This window comes from Rhodanobacter thiooxydans (assembly GCF_021545845.1).
In the GTDB taxonomy this organism is placed as follows: Bacteria; Pseudomonadota; Gammaproteobacteria; order Xanthomonadales; family Rhodanobacteraceae; genus Rhodanobacter.
Genome location: NZ_CP088923.1, coordinates 3,453,304 through 3,472,877 on the forward strand (window position 1 = coordinate 3,453,304; position 19,574 = coordinate 3,472,877).

At 69.3% G+C, this 19,574-nt stretch carries 17 protein-coding genes; 4 read left to right on the forward strand and 13 right to left on the reverse strand.

Annotated elements, in window-relative coordinates; translation table 11 throughout:
• Positions 1-55: 55 nt before the first annotated feature.
• The 4 genes from LRK53_RS15790 to LRK53_RS15805 form a co-directional block, all read right to left on the reverse strand.
• Complete coding sequence (locus LRK53_RS15790; protein ID WP_027492623.1) at positions 56-760, reverse strand: alpha/beta hydrolase; 705 nt, start codon at positions 758-760, stop codon at positions 56-58.
• The gene (locus tag LRK53_RS15795; RefSeq protein WP_027492624.1) at positions 757-1,566 is read right to left on the reverse strand and encodes a dioxygenase family protein; all 810 of its coding nucleotides are present in this window, start codon (positions 1,564-1,566) and stop codon (positions 757-759) included. Before LRK53_RS15795 ends, LRK53_RS15790 begins: the two co-directional genes overlap by 4 nt.
• Before the next feature lie 63 nt (positions 1,567-1,629).
• Positions 1,630-2,019 (reverse strand): DoxX family protein, encoded by a 390-nt coding sequence (locus LRK53_RS15800; RefSeq protein WP_027492625.1) that lies wholly within the window; start codon positions 2,017-2,019, stop codon positions 1,630-1,632.
• A 45-nt stretch (positions 2,020-2,064) separates the two neighbouring features.
• The gene (locus tag LRK53_RS15805; RefSeq protein ID WP_027492626.1) at positions 2,065-2,697 is read right to left on the reverse strand and encodes an NADPH-dependent F420 reductase; all 633 of its coding nucleotides are present in this window, start codon (positions 2,695-2,697) and stop codon (positions 2,065-2,067) included.
• A 123-nt stretch (positions 2,698-2,820) separates the two neighbouring features.
• On the opposite strand from LRK53_RS15805, the gene LRK53_RS15810 reads away from it, so the two are divergent.
• Complete coding sequence (locus tag LRK53_RS15810; protein WP_027492627.1) at positions 2,821-3,738, forward strand: LysR family transcriptional regulator; 918 nt, start codon at positions 2,821-2,823, stop codon at positions 3,736-3,738.
• A 554-nt stretch (positions 3,739-4,292) separates the two neighbouring features.
• Here LRK53_RS15810 and LRK53_RS15815 read toward each other — a convergent pair.
• Positions 4,293-5,054 (reverse strand): class I SAM-dependent methyltransferase, encoded by a 762-nt coding sequence (locus LRK53_RS15815; protein ID WP_027492628.1) that lies wholly within the window; start codon positions 5,052-5,054, stop codon positions 4,293-4,295.
• A 190-nt stretch (positions 5,055-5,244) separates the two neighbouring features.
• Positions 5,245-5,514, reverse strand: a complete 270-nt coding sequence (locus LRK53_RS15820) for a metal/formaldehyde-sensitive transcriptional repressor (protein WP_027492629.1) — start codon at positions 5,512-5,514, stop codon at positions 5,245-5,247.
• 56 nt (positions 5,515-5,570) lie between these two features.
• On the opposite strand from LRK53_RS15820, the gene dmeF reads away from it, so the two are divergent.
• Positions 5,571-6,536, forward strand: coding sequence for a CDF family Co(II)/Ni(II) efflux transporter DmeF (gene dmeF / locus LRK53_RS15825; RefSeq protein WP_027492630.1), 966 nt, complete (start codon positions 5,571-5,573; stop codon positions 6,534-6,536).
• Positions 6,537-6,640: 104 nt separating this feature from the next.
• Here the strand turns inward: dmeF and yoaA are convergent, their stop codons facing one another.
• Complete coding sequence (yoaA, locus tag LRK53_RS15830) at positions 6,641-8,587, reverse strand: DNA repair helicase YoaA (protein ID WP_027492631.1); 1,947 nt, start codon at positions 8,585-8,587, stop codon at positions 6,641-6,643.
• A gap of 160 nt (positions 8,588-8,747) precedes the next feature.
• On the opposite strand from yoaA, the gene LRK53_RS15835 reads away from it, so the two are divergent.
• Positions 8,748-9,137 (forward strand): MAPEG family protein, encoded by a 390-nt coding sequence (locus LRK53_RS15835; RefSeq protein WP_027492632.1) that lies wholly within the window; start codon positions 8,748-8,750, stop codon positions 9,135-9,137.
• A gap of 36 nt (positions 9,138-9,173) precedes the next feature.
• On the opposite strand, the gene LRK53_RS15840 is transcribed toward LRK53_RS15835, so the two are convergent.
• From LRK53_RS15840 to LRK53_RS15850, 3 genes are all read right to left on the reverse strand, one after another.
• Positions 9,174-9,698 (reverse strand): tetratricopeptide repeat protein, encoded by a 525-nt coding sequence (locus LRK53_RS15840; RefSeq protein ID WP_027492633.1) that lies wholly within the window; start codon positions 9,696-9,698, stop codon positions 9,174-9,176.
• Between the two features lie 2 nt (positions 9,699-9,700).
• Positions 9,701-12,049, reverse strand: coding sequence for a penicillin-binding protein 1B (mrcB, locus tag LRK53_RS15845; RefSeq protein WP_027492634.1), 2,349 nt, complete (start codon positions 12,047-12,049; stop codon positions 9,701-9,703).
• A gap of 137 nt (positions 12,050-12,186) precedes the next feature.
• Positions 12,187-13,098: an IS110 family RNA-guided transposase gene (locus LRK53_RS15850; protein ID WP_235642183.1), complete on the reverse strand. Its 912-nt coding sequence runs from the start codon at positions 13,096-13,098 to the stop codon at positions 12,187-12,189.
• Positions 13,099-13,656: 558 nt separating this feature from the next.
• On the opposite strand from LRK53_RS15850, the gene LRK53_RS15855 reads away from it, so the two are divergent.
• A complete protein-coding gene (locus tag LRK53_RS15855; RefSeq protein WP_081666535.1) occupies positions 13,657-14,679 on the forward strand; it encodes an IS110 family RNA-guided transposase in 1,023 nt (340 codons plus the stop codon).
• A gap of 18 nt (positions 14,680-14,697) precedes the next feature.
• Here LRK53_RS15855 and LRK53_RS15860 read toward each other — a convergent pair whose 3' ends face one another.
• The 3 genes from LRK53_RS15860 to LRK53_RS15870 form a co-directional block, all read right to left on the reverse strand.
• On the reverse strand, positions 14,698-15,537 hold the full coding sequence (locus tag LRK53_RS15860; RefSeq protein WP_027491473.1) for an SDR family oxidoreductase: 840 nt from the start codon (positions 15,535-15,537) through the stop codon (positions 14,698-14,700).
• A gap of 7 nt (positions 15,538-15,544) precedes the next feature.
• A complete protein-coding gene (locus LRK53_RS15865) occupies positions 15,545-17,251 on the reverse strand; it encodes a tetratricopeptide repeat protein (protein WP_027491472.1) in 1,707 nt (568 codons plus the stop codon).
• A gap of 85 nt (positions 17,252-17,336) precedes the next feature.
• Positions 17,337-19,472, reverse strand: a complete 2,136-nt coding sequence (locus LRK53_RS15870; protein ID WP_027491471.1) for a RelA/SpoT family protein — start codon at positions 19,470-19,472, stop codon at positions 17,337-17,339.
• Positions 19,473-19,574: the final 102 nt, after the last annotated feature.

Below are 19,574 nucleotides of genomic sequence, written 5' to 3' on the forward strand. Positions count from 1 at the left end.
CCGCGCATCGTGCGTGTCGCCATGCGGGATGGCGGGCGTTCCCGCCCGCCCCGACTTATCGCCCTGCGCCGGGCCGGTTCCAGCGCTGGTCGCCGCGGGCCAGCCAGGCGAGAAAATCGGTGCGCATCGCCGCGCCCAGTTCGTGCCCGGTCGGGTAGAGCTTCGTCTCGTGCGCGACACCGAGGCGAGCGAGCCAGTCGCCGGCCCGCTGCGCCCAGCTCACCGGCAGCTTGTCGTCGTACGTACCATGCGCAACGTAGCCACGCAGCGTGGCCAGGCGCGGCGTATCGGCAAGCTGCGGTTCGAGTTCCGGCAGGATCCGGCCGGCCAGCACGGCGAACCCGGCCACGCGCTCGGGCGCGGTCAACGCCACGCTGGCGCTGAGGATGCCGCCCTGGCTGAAGCCGGCAACGACGGTATGCGCCGCGTCGATGCCGTGCGCCTGCTGCAGTTGTCCGATGAAGTCGATCAGCGCGCGGCGGCTGGCGTCGGCCTCGCTTGCGACGATCTGCGGCCCCTGGCCGGTGAAGGCGACGCGGAACCAGCCGAACGCCTGCGGCCCCAGCGCGATCGGGCCGCGCGGCAGCACCACCAGCGTGTCGCTGCCGGCGTCGGCGCCGAGTGCGGCCAGGTTGCTCTCGTTGCCGCCAACGCCGTGCAGCAGTACCAGCAGCGACGCCGGCTTCTGCGGCGGCGGTTGCAGCGTGCGGAACGCCAGCGCGAAGGCGGGATCGACCGACAGCGATGACAAGGTCTTCATGCGGCAGGCTCCAGTGAGGCGGCAGCCGCGTCCGGCAGGCCGAACGCGAACGAATCCATCGACAGCACGCCGTAGGTCATGCCGCCTTCGACCAGCCGCGCCGCATCCGTGCCGGCGCTTGCGCCCATGGCCACCAACAGTGGCAGGTAGTGTTCCTCGGTCGGATGCGCACGCTCGGCATGCGGCGCGCGGCGGCGGTAGTCGACCAGCGCCTCGACGTCGCGCGCGGCCACCGCATCGCGAACCCAGTCGACGAACTCCTGCGCGTACTCCGGGTTGCGGATGGCCTGGCGGAATTCGTACAGGTTGTGGGTCAGGCTGCCCGAACCGACCACCAGCACGCCGCGCTCGCGCAGCGGCGCCAGCGCCTGGCCCAGCCGCAATGCGCCGGCGGCATCGATGCTCTGCGGCAGCGACACCTGGAACACCGGCACGTCGGCGCCCGGGAACAGGTAGCGCAGCGGCACCCAGGCGCCGTGGTCGAGGCCACGGCGTTCGTCGAGCGCGACGTCGAAGCCCGCCTGCGCGAGCAGCTGCGCGGCGTCCTGCGCCAACGTCGGCGCACCCGGCGCGGGGTACCGCAGTTGATACAGCGGCGGCGGGAAGCCACCGAAGTCGTGGATCGTCTCCGGCGCATTGCTGGAGCCGACGCGCACGCCCCGCGTCTGCCAGTGCGGCGACACCACCAGCACGGCGCTGACGCCACGCAGCGACTGGCCGACGGCGCGCAGGTTCGGGCCGAGCACGCCCGGTTCCAGCGCGAACATCGGCGAGCCATGGGAGATGAAGATCGAGGGAGCGGTCATGACGATTCCTGAAAAGGGCAGCGGGCGCTGCTGCGCCCGCTGCGTTGAACGGCAGGTTGGAAGTCAGGCGGTGCGGCGCTTGTTCCACAGATGGTCGAGGCTGAGCGTACCGGCACCCTGGGCGGCGAGCATCAGGAAGCCGCCGGCCATCGCCACGTTCTTCCAGAAGTTGATCGCCTGCGCGGCGTCGCCGAGGTGGGCGTGGAACAGTGCCGCACTGGCCAGCGAGAACGCGGCGAGCGCCAGCGCGATCCAGCGCGTGAAGGCACCGGTGAGGATGGCCAGGCCGCCGCCGAGTTCCAGCGCGATCACCAGCGGCAGCAGGCTGCCCGGCAAACCGGCGGATGCCATGTATTGTTGGGTGCCGGCGTAAGCGGCGATCTTGCCCCAGCCGGAAATGATGAAGATGAGCGAGAGGCCGACGCGGCCGAACAATGTCAGTGAAGCGTTCATGTGGACTCCTTGCAAAGTGGGGAAGAATGGTCGACGCGAGGCGCGTCAGGCCTTGCTGATCCAGGTCGGCGCGATCGACGTGCCAAGGCCGGCGCCGTAGCCGAGGTAGATGTTCAGTGCGGCCAGCGGTTCGAGGTAGCGCGCGTTCTTCAGCGGGCCGGCGTCGACCGCCGTGAAGCCGAGGCTTTCGATCAGCGCCTTCGCGGTCTGCTTCGCCCGCTCGCTGTCGCCGGCGAAGAACGCCGGGGCGATCTGGCCATCGGCAAACCGCGGGCCGTCGGCCAGCACCTGGGCGAACAGCGTGTTGAACGCCTTGACCACCTCGGCTTCGGGCACGGCCTTGGCGATCTCCTCGGCGGCCGAGGTGTCGTAGCCGAGGGTGAGGCCCATGTAGTCGGCGGTCAGCGGATTGGTGATGTCGATGACCACCTTGCCCGCCAGCGAACCCAGCGAGCGCAGCGCCGGCACCGCGTCGGCATAACCGGTGGCAACGATGACGACGTCCGAACCGGCCAGCGCCTCGGCGGGGGCCGCGGCCACGGCGCCGGGGTTGGCGGCGGCCAGCGCCTGCGCCTTGACGAGGTCGCGGGCGGTGATGCGCACGGCGTGGCCGGCGCGGGTGAGTTGCCTGGCAAGGGCCGAGCCCATGTTGCCGGTGCCGATCAGGGTGATGTTCATGGAAGTCTCCGTGGGGTGCCCGGAGCATCCGGGCATGGGGAGTACTCTATTGATCAATTACGCGTTGATAAATTAGCCTTTGATTGACTTATTGTTTCGTAAATAGAGACAAAGGATACCGTCGTGGACAAATTCCAGGAGATGGCCAGCTTCGTCGCCGTGGTCGAGGCCGGCAGCTTCGTCGGCGCCGCGGAGGCGACCGGGCTGTCCAAGGCGGCCGTGTCGCGCCACGTCGCCGAGCTCGAACAGCGCCTGGGCGCCCGCCTGCTGCAGCGAACCACGCGGCGGCTGTCGCTGACCGACGATGGCCAGCTGTTCTTCGCCCGCGCGAAAGAAATGCTCGCCGCGATCGACGAGGCGGAATCGGAAATCAGCTCGCGCAGCGGCGAGCCCAGCGGGCGGCTGCGCATCAATGCGCCACTCAGCTTCGGCGTGCTGCAGCTGGCCCCGCTGTGGCCGCGCTTCGCGCAGCTGTACCCGAAAGTGTCGCTGGACATCGAACTGAGCGATCGCGTCGTCGACCTGGTCGAGGAGGGTTACGACCTGGCGGTGCGCATCACCAATCTGCCCAGCTCGCAGCTGGTCAGCCGGCAACTCGCCTCGACGCGCATGATCGCCTGCGCGTCACCGTCCTACCTGGCGCAGCACGGCACACCGCAGCAGCCACAGGAACTGGCGCAGCACGAAGTCATCTCCTACAGCTACTTCGCCGCCAGGGACGAATGGACCTTCACCGCACCCGACGGCAGCCCCGCCGTCGTGCGCACCCGCACCCGCATCCACGCCAACAACGGCGACACCTGCCGCGCCGCCGCGCTGGAGCACCAGGGCATCATCCTGCAGCCGGATTTCATCGTCGCCGACGACCTGCGCCGCGGCGACCTGGTCGAACTGATGCCGACGTACCACGCGATGACGCTCGGCATCCATGCGGTGTATCCCTCACGCAAGCACCTGCCGATCAAGACGCGGCGGTTGGTGGATTTTCTGGTGGAGGCGTTGGCGGTGCCGGGGTGGACTATCGGCCACGCGCTCGATTGACCACGGAGCATGGTGGGATCTGGCCCACCGTTCGCCCTGACGCAGGCCCGGAAGGGCCGAAAGTCGAAGCGCGATCGCTGGCGGGTGCTTCGACTTCGCTTGCCATCGCAAGCCACGCCAGGTGCGAACGGCTTGCCTGGCTGAGCGTGGTCAAGACGCTGGATCCCGGTTTCCGCTCACTGCCATCCGGAATACTTTTAGAGGCCCGCGGCTCCAGGATTTCGAACACCCTTCCAATCGTCATTCCGGCGAAGGCCGGAATCGCACCTCAGCGATGCAGCAAAGCATCGTGTTGGGCGATGCCCTTTTTGCTTCGCCGTCCGCGCGTGCGATGGGCCTGGTTACAAGTGCGATTCCGGCCTTCGCCGGAATGACGGTGAGGGACGAGCCGGTCGGTTCGATGAAGCCGACCAGCGTGCGGGGGCAAAGACTGGCGGCATGCCCGCAAAGCCGGGCCAGTCGGGCCCCAATGGCGGCACCGCCCGGCGAACGGTCACGACCTGCCGGGCCTGACCGCTCGGCCCGACGCCAGCGGGGGATGTCATGGCCCGGACTCATACGATTCCGGTGCGCATGTTGATGGGCCAGGTCACCGGCCGTTTCGTTGCCGGGTCCCCCCAGCGTGCGGCCAGATTCGTCACGAAACACTCGATCACCCGGCCGTGGCCTTGCTTCACGGCATGTTTCACGGCCGACCAGGTCGAGATGTAGCCCATGAGCTCGGCGAGCGACCACGCTTTCCGAATCGCCATTGCGGGCGGCGGGAACTCCGCGAAAGGAAAATCGAGGTCCGCGTAGCCACGGTCGACCATCTGCCGTTCCGGTGGCCAGAACGGACCGATTTCGTCCCGATAAAAGTGCAGGAAGTGCTCGTCCAGTGCTTCGTCCAGCTTCGGCACGCCATAACTGATGAGCGCCAGCAAGGCACCCTCCCGGGCGATGCGCCTGACCTCGGCATAGAACGCGGGAAGGTCGAACCAGTGCGCGGCCTGCGCGGCCGCCACCAGACTCGCGCTGCGGTCCGGCACCGGCAGGTGTTCGGCGGGCGCCTGGGCATACCGCACGCGTTCGGTGACGGGCGCATGCACGATCTGGTCGGCGCTGGGGTCAAGGCCGAGCACGCTGTCGAAATACGCGCCCAGCTGTGCCGCCAACTGGCCGGAGCCGCAGCCGACATCGACAGCGAAGCGGGTGTCGGGCGAGGCACTCGCCAGAAAGGCGGCCAGCGCGGGCGGGTATTCCGGGCGGAACCTCGCATAGTTCTGTCCGCCAGCCCGGAACCAGTTGCCGGGGTGGTCGCCTCGTTCAACGGACATGCGTCGTCTTCCGGGTTGGTGCCTGGGCTTCCAGCAGGCGATCCGCGATAACAAGGGGCGGTTTCAAGGTCCACTTCCCGCCTGACTATAGTGAACCCTACCTGCTCCTTCTCTTTAAGCACGCATGGAGAGAGTGACTCGGCCGCCGAAGGCGATCGACCACTCTTCACTTTGAGCACCTTGGCCTCCGCTACTTGAGGTAGCTCCTCAGCACGCCGAGCACCGGCAGCAGCTCGTCCTGCTGCTTCGCGTTGCCGGTGTCGGCCACGTGCGAACGCAGGTGGCCTTCCATCACCTGCAGGATCAGGCCGTTGACCGCGCCGCGCACGGCGGCCAGCTGCTGCAGCACCGCGCCGCATTCCTCGTTGCCGTCGATGGCGCGTTCGAGCGAAGCCAGCTGGCCGCCGATGCGGCGTACCCGGGCGACCAGTTTCTTGCGGTTTTCCTGCACGTGGGACATGGCAACGGCCTGCCGGTCATATACTATGGGGGAGTATATAACCACGGAACTCCGCCATGCCCGCCCCCGACGTCTCAGCCTTCATCCACAGCCACCAGTTCAACCACGTCGACGCGAAGGCGGAGCGCAATACCCGGCGCGTGGTGTTCATCACGGCGGCGATGATGGTGGTGGAGATCGCCGGCGGCTACTGGCTGAACTCGATGGCCCTGCTAGCCGACGGCTGGCACATGAGCTCGCACGCCCTGGCGATGGGCCTTTCGGTGATGGCCTATGTGTTCGCCCGGCGCTACGCACAGGACGGCCGCTTCGCGTTCGGCACGTGGAAGATCGAGATCCTCGGCGGCTACAGCAGCGCCCTGCTGCTGGCGGTGGTCGCCGCACTGATGATGGTGCAGTCGCTGGAACGGCTGTTCGTGCCTGCGGCGATCCGCTACGACGATGCCATCCTGATCGCGGTGCTCGGCCTGGGTGTCAACCTGCTGTGCGCGTGGCTGCTGAAGGGCGAACACCATCACGGGCATGCGCATGGACACGACCATGGGCACGACCATGGGCACGACCACGCCCACGGACACCACGGACACGACGGTCGCCATCACGACATGAACCTGCGTGCGGCCTACCTACACGTCGTCGCGGATGCGGCGACCTCGGTGCTCGCCATCGTCGCGCTGGTCGGCGGCAAGCTCTACGGCGCCGCGTGGCTGGACCCGGCGATGGGCATCGTCGGTTCGGTGCTGGTGGCGCGCTGGGCCTGGGGGCTGCTGCGCGAATCCGGCAGGATCCTGCTGGATGCCGAAATGGATCAGCCGGTGGTCGAGGAGATCCGCGACGTGGTGCGGGAAAAGTTCGCCACGGCGGCCATCAGCGATCTGCACGTGTGGCGCGTCGGCCGCGACAGCTACGCCTGCATTCTTGGACTGGTGGCCAGCACGGCCATCAGCGCCGAGGATGTGCGCCGGCAGCTGGCCATCCACGAGGAACTGGTGCACGTGACGGTCGAGGTCGCGGCAGCCTGAGCCAGTTGCGCGCGAGCCAAGGCCTGTCGCAGCTCGACGCTTTTGCTTCGGCGAATCCCGAATCCCGAATCCCGGCCCTCAAGGCACCGCCCGCCAGCGGGCTCCTACGGGTTTTCCCCCGCATCGTCGAAGAAGGCTTGCACGTCCGCCAAGTCGCGCGTGCGCGGCATCGGCGGGACGCTGGCGAGGAACAGCTTGCCGTAGCCCTTGGTGGTGAGCCGCGGGTCGCACAGCACCAGCACGCCGCGGTCGTGCATGCTGCGGATCAGCCGGCCGGCGCCCTGCTTCAGTGCGATCACCGCGCTGGGCACCTGCCAGCCCATGAAGGGATTGATGCCGGACTGTTCCAGCGCGGCGAGGCGCGCCATCAGCACCGGATCGTCGGGTGCGGCGAACGGCAGTTTGTCGATCACCACCACGCTGAGCGCCTCGCCGACCACGTCGACGCCTTCCCAGAAACTCGCCGCGCCAAGCAGCACGCCATGGCCACTGGCGCGGAACTCTTCCAGCAGCCGCGGCCGTGGCGCGCTGCCCTGCACGAACAGCGGCCACGCTACCTTGTCCTGCAGCAGCTCGGCGGCGCGGCGTAGCGCGCGGTGCGAGGTGAACAGCAGGAACGCGCGGCCGCTGGAGGCATGCAGCACCGGCAGCACCGTTTCGACCACCTTGTCGGTGTAGTCGCGCGCGTTCGGGTCGGGCAAGCCCGACGGCAGGTAGCACAATGCCTGGCGTGCGTAGTCGAACGGACTGTCCAGGCTCAGCGTCTGCGGCTCGTCCAAGCCGAGCTGGCGCGCGAAATGGTCGAAGTTGCCGGCCACCGACAGCGTGGCCGAGGTGTGCACCCACGCCGCCTGGGTGCGTTCGCGCAGGCCGCGCATCGGCGCGGCGAGATCCAGCGGCGTGGCATACAGCGCGAAGCCGCGTGGAAAGGTTTCGTACCAGCGTACGTCCTGGTCGCCGTGCGTTTCGACGATGCGCTGCAGCCGTTCGGCGAACAGCCCGGCGCGCTCGTGCAGGTTGGCGAAGCCGCGCGAGCGCTCGGCCTGCGAGGCCAGCAGTTCGGCCAGCGTGGCCAGCAGCTCGCCCAGCTCGTGCAGCGCCGCGCGTACCTCGGTGCGATCCTCCAGCAGGGCGAACGCGCCGCGCGCGGGCAGCGGCTCCATCGCCAGGCGCAGCTTGCGCAACGCATCCTGCAAGGCCTCGACCGGTTCCAGCAGCAGGCCGATCGCACCAGTGACGCCGCTGCATTCGGCCAGCGTGTCCTGCGCCATGTCGGTGAGCTGGCGCGCACTGAGACTCTGCGAGAAGAACTGCCCGGCCAGTTCGGGGATCTGGTGCGCCTCGTCGAGGATGAAGGCCGCCGCGCCCGGAAGGATCTCGCCGAAGCCTTCCTGCTTCAGCGCCAGGTCGGCGAACAGCAGGTGATGGTTGACCACCACCACGTCGGCCTCCATCGCCTCGCGACGCGCCTTGAACACGTGGCAGTCGTCGTAGAACGGGCACTCCACGCCGAGGCAGTTTTCCGCGGTGGAGGTGACCCGCGGCCACAGCGGCGATTCCTCCGGTACCTCGGCCAGCTCCATGCGGTCGCCGCGGCGGGTACGCGCGGACCAGGCGCGGATCGTCGCCAGCTGCGCCGCCTGCGTGCGCTCCAGGCTGCCGCCATCGCGCACGGTCTGGTCGAGCCGGTACAGGCACAGGTAGTTCGCGCGGCCTTTCAGCAGCGCCGTCTTCAAGCGTGCGCCCAGCACCGAGCGCACCTTCGGCAGGTCGCGGAAATACAGCTGGTCCTGCAGCGCCTTGGTGCCGGTGGAGATGATCACGCGCTCGCCCGAGAGCAGCGCCGGCACCAGGTAGGCGTAGGTCTTGCCGGTGCCGGTGCCGGCCTCGGCGATCAGCGTGTCGCGCCCGGCGATGGCCTGCTGCACCGCCCGCGCCATCGCCTGTTGCGCCAGCCGCGGCGCGAAATCCGGCAGCTCGCGCGCGAACGGCCCCTCGGCACCGAGCAGGGCGCCGACGTCGTCGGACTCGGTGTCTTCGAGGGCGTCCATCCGCCAAGTATGGCGGAGCGGCCGCGCGGGACAAAACGGCGGCGGGAACCTCCGCCGTCACCGGCGCATCAACCCGACAACCAGGCAGTTGCGGCGGCCACTGGCGGCCGCCGCATGCATGCCCCACCATGGCGCACCACTACCGCAGGGGAGTAGCGCGATGACGACCGAACTGTGCATGCTGATGTGGAGCGTGGTGCTGGGTCTGCTGCAGGTCGCGCTTGCCGCCACCTGCACGGTCGCCCAGCGCGGACTGGGCTGGGCCGCGAGTCCCCGCGACGAAGTGAAGCCGCCGCTCAGCGGCGTGGGCGGCCGCCTGCAGCGTGCCAGCGCGAATTTTCTCGAGACCTTCCCGTTCTTCGTCGCCGTGGTGCTCGCTGCGCAGCTGCTGCAGCGCCACGACCACTTCACCGAACTCGGCGCCCAGCTCTACTTCTGGGCGCGCGTGGCCTACGTGCCGGCCTACGCCGCCGGCATCCCGTACCTGCGCACGCTGATCTGGGCGGCGAGCATCGCGGGCATCGTGCTGGTGCTGGTGGCGCTGTTCTGACGCCCGCCGACTGCGCGGGGTCCGCGCACGACAAACTCAATAGCGCGGGATGCCCGGCTTGTGGCACTGCGCCACCCACTTGCGCGCGGTGTCGGCGCCGGCCACGTCGCGCGCCTGCAGGCGCATCTCCACGATGGTCTGCCAGTTGCGTGCGCACAGCGGGCCCAGCCTGGGGCCGAGCGACCACGACTTGTGGGCGAGCCTCTCGGCAGCGGAGAAGTCCTTCAGCCGCACCGCCACTTCCGCGCGCTCCTGCAGCAGGTCGGGCGACTCCGGGTTGAGCTTCAGCGCCTGGTCCAGCGTGGCTGCGGCGTCGACGTACTTGCCGGCCTGCTCGTCGCGTCGGGCGGTGTCCTGCAGCGAGCTGATGCCCGGATCACGCAACGGGTTCACGTCGATGACCGACTTCTCGCGGTCGCCGGCGGCGCGGATCGCGGCCACCTGGTCATGGGCCGGCGCCGACGGGCGCGTTTCCAGCGGCGGCGTGGTGGCGAACATGCCGCAGCCCGCCAGCAGGCCGGCGACCAACAACAGGGAAGAAGCTTTGCCCAGGTATTGCATGATCAATTTCCGTTCGGTAAGTCGGGTGCGGTGGAGGCGGCGCCGGCGGCAGCGGGCGGCGGGCCGTTGCTGCCGCCGAACAGGCTCTGGATACCCTGCCAGAAACAGCCTTCGGCGTCGGCCGACACGGTGCCGGCGATCACCGGCACCTGCTGCGCGCCCGCGCACTGCGGTTCGGTGCGCCGGCCGCTGGACGGGTTGATCCAGGCCATCTCCAGCCCTTCGCCGGGCGCGGCCGACAAGGGCCGGGTCGGCAGCCTGGCGAACAGCTCACGCCAGGCGCGCAGGCCGCCGCTGGCGCCGAACAGGGTGGTCGGCTTGTTGTCGTCGCGACCCATCCAGAACACCGCCAGGTGCTCGCCGGTGAAACCGGCGAACCAGCTGTCGCGCATGTCGTTGCTGGTGCCGGTCTTGCCGGCGGCGTGCAGCGAGGCCAGCGCGGAGTTGCCGAGCGCGCTGGCGGTGCCGTACTCGGCCACCTGCTGCATCGCCCAGGTGGTCAGCCGCACCGCGTCCCGGTACTCGCCGGGGCCACCCTGCACCTGATAGCGCTTGATCGTGCGGCCGTTGCCGTCGAGCACGCCGCGCACCGCCACCAGCGGCAGCGCATGGCCGTCGGCGGCGAGGTATTGGTACAGCTGGGTGAGCTGCAGCGGCGCCAGGTCCTGCGCGCCGATCAGCAGCGACGGGCTGGGGTTGATGTCGCCGATGCCGAACGATTTCAGGAACGCCTGGATGCGCGGCAACCCGACCTGCAGCCCGAGGTGGATGGTGGCCAGGTTCCACGAGTGGGCCAGCGCATCGACCATGATCAGCGGGTCGTGGCTGCGGTGGTCGTCGTTCTGCGGCGTCCAGTAGCTGCCGTCGGGCTGGCGCATGCTGACCGGGCCATCGTCCATCAGGCTGGCCAGGTTCCAGCGCTGCGGCTGGGTCAGCGCCACCAGGTAGACGAACGGCTTGATGGTCGAGCCGATCGGCCGGCGCGCGTCGAGCGCGCGGTTGAAGCCCTGCTCACCCGGCGTCCTGCTGCCGACCACGGCCAGCACGCTGCCGGTCTGCGCGCTGGTCACCACCGCCGCCGCCTGCACCCCGTCGCCGCGCTTGCCCAGACCCTTCAGGCTGTCGGTGATCGCCCGCTCGGCGTACAGCTGGGCGGCCGGATCCAGCGTGGTGAAGATCGACAGCTTGCCCTCACGCAGCGCCTGCTCGTCGAAGTCGGCGGTGATCTGCTTGCGCACCAGGTCCATGAAGGCGGGGAAGCGGTTGTGCGGCAGCTGGCCGTTCTTGACGATGTCCAGCGGCGCGGCCTGCGCGGTATTGAGCTGCCCGGCGCCGATCAGGTTGGTATCGAAGAATTCCTGCAGCACCAGGTTGCGCCGGGCCAGCGCGCGCTGCGGCGAGCGGCGCGGGTCGTAGTAGCTCGGCCCCTTCACCATGCCCACCAGCAACGCGATCTCCTGCGGCCGCAGGTCTTCCAGCCGGCGCCCGAAGTAGAACTCCGACGCCGCCGCGAAACCGTGCACCGCCTGGCCGCCCTGCTGGCCGAGGAAAACGTCGTTGACGTAGGCCTCGAGGATGCGTCCCTTGCTGTAGTGCGCCTCCAGCAGCAGCGCCATCAGCGCCTCGTTGATCTTGCGCGTGAAGTTCTGCTCGCGGCTGAGGAACAGGTTGCGCACCAGCTGCTGGGTCAGCGTGGAGCCGCCCTGCACGGTGTGCCCGGCGCGCAGGTTGGCGAACGCGGCGCGCGCGATCGCGCTGACGTCGATGCCGATGTGGTGGTTGAAGTCGCGGTCCTCGACCGCCTGCAGGCCGCTGACCAGCAGCGGCGGCACGTCGGCCAGGCGCACGAAGCGGCGCTCTTCCTGGCTGGCGCCGTACAGCGTGGCGATGCGCGCCGGGTCCAGGTGGGCCAGCTCGATCGGCTTGCCGCTGGCCGCGTCCTGCACCGACTGCACCACGCCCTGACCCAGCGTGACGCGGATGCGCTTGGGCAGCTCGCCGCCGTCCGGCCCGGCGTAGCCGCGCGAGGCGATGGTGTAGCGCGCACCCTGCTTCACCCAGCTGCCGGCAACCTGACCCTTGCCGTCGTTGCTGTAGCCAGCGAAGGTCAGCTCCAGTTCCAGCGCTGCGCTGGTCATCGGCGTGTCGGCCGCCAGCGGCAGCGGCCGCGCGTAGACCCGGGTGGGCACCGCGAACACCAGCTCGTTGAAACGGTCCTGCACCCGCTTGTTCAGCACCAGCGTGTACGGCAGCACGAAGCCGAACAGCAGGCCCATGCCGATCCAGAACGGGATGCGCAACCACGGCCAGCTGCGGCGTGCCAACGCGCGAGTACGGGTCAAGAGGGCCAACGCGGGGAAATCCGGCTATCGAGTGGTTGGATCATAGGGCCTGCTACCCGGCGGGCATATGAACGCGGCGGGCGGTTTTATGGCCGAATACGGGCAACAAGGCATCGGGGAACCGGTAGGAGATTCTATGTTGTTAGTCAAGCCATCTGATGCGCCTTGGCGCGGTAGTTGGACTGGTTTTTGAGCAGCGCGAAGGCGATACGTGCGAGTTTGCGTCCGAGCGCGACCAGCGCCTGGATGCGGGTCAAGCCACGTGCCATGGCACGCTCGTAGAAGGGTTTCCAGGTGGACGATCGACAAGCGGTCATGGCGGCCATGTAAAGCAACCGGCGCAGTTCCGGGTCCCCTTTCTTGGTCAGCTTGCGTCGTCCGCTGAAGGTGCCTGACTCGCGGACACGGACGTCCATGCCGATGAAGGCGATGTAGGCATCGGCGCTCTTGAAGGCGCCGCGGTGGAAGATCAGGGTCAGGGCGGCGGCGGTGACGGGGCCGATCCCCTCGATCCCCTCACAGCGTCGTGCGTCGGCGTTCCAGCCTTGATGCAGCAGTGCCTTCTGCACGCGTTGGTCGATGAGGTGCTGCAGGTGGGCCATCTTGGCCAGCATGGCGCGCGTGGAGGTCTTTAGCTCCGGCAGGCATTGCAGGCTCTGACGCAAGGTCGTTTGTGCCTGAACCAGCACGGCGCGACGGCGCAGTAGACGCTGGACCGTGGCATAGCCCGCTGGCGGCGGGGTCCACGCCCGCAGATCGCTCTTTTCATGCGTGAGGTAGCGCAATAGCAAGGCGGCGTCCGACGCATCGGTCTTGGCTCGTCCGCCGATGCTTTCGCGGTAGCGCTTCAGCCGCAGGCCATCAATCACGTAGATCGAATGCCCCAACGCGTGAGCCCGCTCGACCAGCAGGACGTGAAAGACGTTGGTCGCTTCCACCGCCAGGCACACGGGGCCGGCCAGCGTCTTGAGGTAGCGGTCGATCGCCTTGCGTTCATTGCTCAACTTCACCACATCCGACGACCAGGACTGGCGAATCACCAGCTCCGCCTTGGCCACATCGGCGCCAATCAATCGAGCTTCAACATGCATTGCCATGAGGGGTTCTCCCGGGTAGCTTTCAGGGCGCTTGCCGGGAACTCACCTGCGCTGGCTTGCCACAAATCGTCGGTCCCAAAGGCCGATAGATTCCTTATTGGCGCTGGTGGTGAGGGGCGGGACGAAGTCTCCTACCGTCTGTGCCTTTGGCCAGATGCGAACCTGGTCCCTCCACCCCGGCAAGCTCTTTCTCGCTTGCCGGGACCAAACATACAAGCGCACCCTGTGCGCGATGCTCTTTCGCCACCTGACGAAGAGCATCGCGCACAGGGTGCGCTCCTTAGGTCTTGATGTCCGACCTGTCAGGGTCGAGCATTCCCGACTGATCATCGGGGGAACCGGGTGATGCCGATGCGCTCCTTTGGCTTCGAGCCCGTGACGTAGATGCACACCCCGGTTCCGATTTCGCTCATCCAGAAGTTTGAACGGTACCCTCGGCCCGCCACTGGCGTGAGCCTGCACACCTAAGGATCAGCCGGATGAGCATGGTGATCGGAACAAACCATGCGAGGTAAGGCGATGACAAACGTTGTGGGAGTGGATGTGGCCAAGGCCACGTTTGATGTGGCCGTTGGTCTGGCCAAGCCGGGCAAATTCCAGACACGCGCCAAGGTGGCCAATCGTGAAGAAGGCTTCCAGGAGTTGATGACCTGGTTGGACAAGCACGCGCCGGAAGCGGCGGTGTGCATGGAAGCGACGGGGATCTATCACGAGGCACTGGCCATCTTCCTGGTACAGCAAGGCAAGACGGTCTACGTGGCCAATCCGGCGCAAGTAAAGTACTTCGGCAAGAGCCAGCTGACGCGAACCAAGACCGACCGCACAGACGCCAAGCTCATTGCGCAGTTCGCCACCAGTCAGCAGGCCGGCACCCATCCGATGGCGCCGTGGATGCCGCCGACAGCGGCCCAGCGCACCTTGCGCGCGCTGGTCGAACGGCTGGACGATCTCAAGGGCATGGAGCGGATGGAAGCGAACCGACTCGACGTCGCCAATGACGCCGTACGCGACTCGGTGGAAGCGTCGCTCAAGGAACTGCGCAAGCAGATCAAGGCGCTGGAGCAGCGCATCAACAATCACATCGACAAGGATCCCCAGCTGCGCTACGACGCGGCGTTGATGACGTCCATCCCCGGCATCGCCAAGACCACGTCGGCCTCCCTGCTCGCCGCACTGGGCGACCTGCGACGCTTCGACGCGCCGGGCAAGCTGGTCGCCTTCGCCGGCCTCAACCCGGCACGGCGCGAGTCGGGCACGCTCAAGGGACAGGTCCGGATCTCCAAAACCGGTGCCCCCGGCTTGCGCGCCAAACTCTACTTTCCCGCCATCTGCGCCAAGAACCACAACCCCGTGGTTCGTGCCTTCTGCGAACGGTTGCTCGCACGCGGGAAGCTCCCCATCGTGACCGTGTGTGCCGCCATGCGGAAGCTCCTGCACCTAGTCTGGGGCGTCATCCATACCAACTCGCTGTTTGATCCTGACTACCCCAGACACCGCCTCGTTGCCTCTGCGCACGCATCACCTGGATGCTCGCTTGCATAACGCGGAACGAGACGGTATCTACACGGGGGGTACCCACATCGCGGCGTCGGGGCGGAACGGGCGCGGACGGATGCCGAGCAGGTGTTGCAATTCGCCGTTGTCGGCGACCAGGTCGCTGTCCAGCCGGCTCAACGGACCGCGCAGCGGCGGCAGCGCGCGCTGGCCCAGCCGCAGCAGCCAGGCCGGCAGCGGCAAGGGCACGGTGGCTCTCGGCAGGCTGCCACGCACCCGCGCAAACATCTCGCCGGCACGCAGCCGCTCGCCGCCGCCGATCGGCAGGATCCGCCCGGCCGCCGCCGGGCATTCCAGCGCGGCCAGCACCGCCTGCGCGATGTCGTCGGCATGTACCGGCTGGCGCAAGCCGCGTCCGGACGGCAGCGGAAACAGCCGCAGTCGCATCGCGCGGCGGGCGATCGGGCTGAGGCTCTTGTCCAGGCCGGCGCCGTAGACCAGGGTGGGCCGCAGCACGGTCCAGGCACAGCCGTGCCGCTCGCAGGCAGCGGCCAGCGCGGCCTCGCCGTCGCGCAGCTGGCGCGCGAGGGCGCGTTCGGCCGGCACGCTGGAATCGCGTTTGCTTTCGGCGCTCATCGAACTGGTGGCGATCACCCGCGCCGCATCGGCCATGCTGGCCTGCGCCAGCCAGTCAGCCAGTCCCTGCAGCGGGCCGAAACTGATGATCGCCGACAGCGGCGGCACCACCGGCACACAGTCCGGCAGCGTGCCCTGCAGCCAGGTCACTCCGGCCTGCGTGGACCGCGGCTGCCGGCTCAGCGCGAGCACCGCCTCGCCGCTGGCGAGCAGGCGCGGCAACAGGAAGTGGCCGATCTGGCTGCTGGCGCCGAACACCAGTACCGTCATGCGGCGCTCACCCGCCACGCCGCAGGCGGACGTCCAGGTCGAGCACGCGCGGGTTGGCCGGGGCCAGCTTGCGCGCGCGCTGCAGTGACTGGTCGGCACCGCTGCGGTCGCCATGCGCCAGTTGCTGCTCGGCCTGGTCGAGCCAGGCGCCGGCCAGCCGGTTGCCCAGTGCGCCCTGCGCGGCGTTGCCCGGCGCCAGTTCGGCGAAGCTCGCCAGCAGGTCGCCGGCCTTGCCCAGGTCGCCGGCGGCAAGCGCCTGGTTGAATTGGCCCTCGACCCGCCCGGGCAGGGCCTGCAGGCCGTGCAGCGCCGCCGCGTCGTTGCCGTCGATCGCCAGCGCGCTGCGGTACAGGTCGTAGGCACTGTCGCCTGGCGGCATCAGGATGTTGCCGTTGCTCGCCGCCAGCTGCGCGCGCTGCACCAGCAGCGCCACTGCTTCGTGCTGCTGCGGCGACACGGCCGGCGTGGCCGGCGGGGCCACCGGCGTCGACGCCTGGTCCGCTGCCGCGGGACGCGCCGGCGGCGGTGTCGGCGCGGATGCCTTGTCCAGCCGTGCCCGCGCCGCGGCAAGGTCGGCCGAGCGCGGCGCCAGTTCGGCCGCCTGCTCGAGCAGCTTCGCCGCCTGCGCGGTGTCGCCGCCGTCGAGCGCGGCACTGGCCTGCACGGTCAGCGCCTGCGCCACCCGGCCGAGGCCGTCGCGCGCCTGGGCGTTGTCCGGATCGAGCTTCAGCGCGGCCTGGAACCGGGCCAGCGCGGTGTCCTCGCCGCTGCCGACGATGCGGCCGGCGCGCAGCGCCTCCTGGCCGGCAGCGAGCGCCGACTCCAGCGCGCTGCTGTCCTGCTTGCGGGTCTGCGCCTGCAGCGCGCGCAGCGCCGGCAGCGCGCCGTTGTTCGGCTGCAGCGTGGCCAGTTGTTCGATGCGCGCGTCGGCCGTGGCGCCGTCCTTCGCGTCCAGTGCCGCGCGCGCCTGCACCGCCAGCGCGTTGCCGACCTGGTCGAGCCCGTGCGCGGCCACCGCGTTGCCGGGGTCGGCGCGCAGCACGCGCTGGTACAGCGCACCGGCCCCCTCGGGGCCATCCAGCTTGCCGGCGGCCAGCGCCTGTTGCGCCTGGTCGACCAGATCCCCTGTGTGCACCTGCGCGGCGCGGGCAGCGGCGATCGCACGGTCGAGCCGGTCGATGTCGCTGCCGCCGCCGAGCAGTTCGCGGGCCACCGTCGCCTGCTGTGTGGCCTGGGCCAGCTGGCCCGCCTGCAGCGCGGCGTCGGCCTGCGCCAGCATGGCCTGACCGACCTGACGCAGGCCGTCGCGGGCGCGGTCGTTGTCCGGCTCCAGCGCCGCCGCGGCCTGGAACAGCTCGCGCGCGCTGCTGCCATTCTGGCCGTCCAGACGGCCGTCCTGCAGGGCCTGCTGGGCCTGCGCCAGCACCGTGTTGAAGTCGGTGCGCGGCAGCATGCCGCGCAGGCGGTTCTGATTCATCCACAGCATGCCGACCGCCGCCAGCGCCAGCAGCAGCAACCACATCCCCCAGCCGCGGCGATGCTGCCGGCGCCGCCGCGGGCCACCCTCCCAGCGCGGCTGGCGCGGTTCGACCGAAACCGGCGGCAGCGGTTCCTCGGCCGGCGCGGGCGGCACATCCAGTCGACCGAGGTCGCCCAGGGTGGGCTCGGTACGAGTCGGTGGATGTGCGTCGTGGTGGTCGCGGCGTCCGCTCATGGTTCGTGGCCGTGCAGGCTGACGCTGCAGCTTAACATCCGGCCACCGGCGCCGTTCCGTCCCCCGGCCGGCATTGCGCGGTCATTCAGCCGGTGCCGACCCGGCGCACGTCGAGCACGTTGGGCAGCGCCAACAGCTTGCCGAGCAGGGTGGACAGCTGCTCGAAGTCGCGCACGCGCAGGGTGAAGCGCATCTCCACCTCGCCGGTGTGCACGAACAGCCGGCTGGACGAAGCGATGATGTGCGTACCGGCGTTGCTGACCACGCTGGTGACGTCCTTCTGCAGGCCCTTGCGGTCGTAGCCGCGCAGCTCGATGTCGACCTCGTAGGCCTGCGCCGCGGCGTTGCCCCAGCTCACCTCGATCACCCGGTCCGGATCGCGCGCGGCGAGCCGCGCCAGGCTGCTGCAGTCGGTGCGATGCACGGAGACGCCGCGGCCCTTGGTGACGAAGCCGCGCACCGGGTCGCCGGGCAGCGGCTGGCAGCAGCGCGCCAGCGTGGTCAGCAGGTTGCCGATGCCTTCGATGCGCAGCGCGCTGTGGTCGAGCGTGGCGTGGCGCGAGGCCACCGGCGTACCCGACTGGGTGACGGCCGCCGGTTCGGACGGCTGCGCCGCCTCCTGCAGCACGCGGGCGATCTGCCCCGACGTGACCTCGCCCAGCGCCAGCGCCACCAGCAGCTCGTCGTGGTTCTTCAGATGGAAGTGCGCCGGCAACTTCGTCACGTCGGCGCTGGCCAGCGCTAGGCGTTTCAGCTCGCGCTCGAACATGCCGCGTCCCACCGCGAGGTTGGCGTCGTGCGCGATCTTGCGGAACCACGCGCGCACCTTGTCCTTTGCCCGCGCGGTGTTGAGGTAGCCGTGGTGTGGCGACAGCCAGTCGCGGCTGGGCTCGGCCAGCTTGCCGGTAAGGATCTCCACGCGGTCGCCGCTCTGCGGCTGGAAGGTCAGCGGCACGATGCGGCCGTTGACCTTGGCGCCGCGACAGCGGTGGCCGACCTCAGTGTGCACCAGGTAGGCGAAATCCAGCACGGTGGCGCCGCGCGCCAGGTCGAACACTTCGCCCTTCGGGGTCAGCAGGTAGACGCGGTCTTCCAGCAGTTCGGTCTGCAGCTCGGCGGCCAGCGCGCTGTCGTCCTCGCCGCGCGGCTCCAGCAGCTTGCGCATCCAGGCGATCTTCGCCTCGAACTCGGCGTCGGCGCTGCCGCCTTCCTTGTAGCGCCAGTGCGCGGCCACGCCCAGTTCGTTGGCGCGGTGCATGGCGTGGGTGCGGATCTGCACTTCCAGCGTCTTGCCCTCCGGCCCGATCACCGCGGTGTGCAGCGACTGGTAGCCGTTGGCCTTGGGCCGCGCGATGTAGTCGTCGAACTCGCCCGGCAGGTGCGGCCACAGCGCGTGCACCACGCCCAGCGCGGCGTAGCAGTCGGTGATGCTGTCGACCAGCACGCGCACCGCGCGGATGTCGTAGAGGTCGGAGAAGTCCAGCGACTTGCGCTGCATCTTCTTCCAGATCGAATAGATGTGCTTGGGCCGCCCGGCCAGCTCGGCCTGGATGCCGGCCGCCGCCAGCGCGCGCTGCAGTTGGTCCAGCGAATCGTGGATGAACGCCTCGCGGTCGGCGCGGCGCTCGTCGAGCAGGTTGGCGATGCGCCGGTAGGTGCCCGGCTGCAGGTAGCGGAACGCCAGATCCTCCAGCTCCCACTTCAGCTGCCAGATGCCGAGCCGGTTCGCCAGCGGCGCGTGGATGTCGCGGGTGAGCCGTGCCAGCGCCTGCCGCTCGTCCTCCGGCAACGCCGGCGCCGCACGCATCCGCGCCAGCTGCCGCGCCAGCAGCACGAACACCACGCGCAGGTCGCGCACGATCGCCAGCAGCAGCCGGCGCAGACCCTCGGCCGCGCCCTGCGGCGGCCGCTGCGCGTGCAGCGCCCACACCTGCTCGGCCGCTTGCTGGCCGTCGACCAGCCGCTGCAGTTCGGCCGGCAACGCCGCGCGACGCTGCGCCCACAGCGCAGGGTCGACCCGGGCCAGCTCGAACCACAGCGCCGCCGCCTGGGTCTGCGCGTCGCAACCGAGCATGCCGAGCAGTTCCAGCACGTCGGCGCATTCGACCTGGTTCACCGCGCGGGTGGTGCAGGCCTCCAGCGGCTCGGCCAGTGCCGGCAACACGGCGCCGGCATGCTCGCGCCAGCGGGACAAACTGGAGGGTTCGACGATCGGGGCCATGGAAGATCAGCTCGGGTATTGCCGCCTCATGGTAGCCGCAGCCGCGCCGACCGTCGTGGGGCAAATCGCCCTGCTCCCCTTGGCGCGGGGCCGTCCTACCGC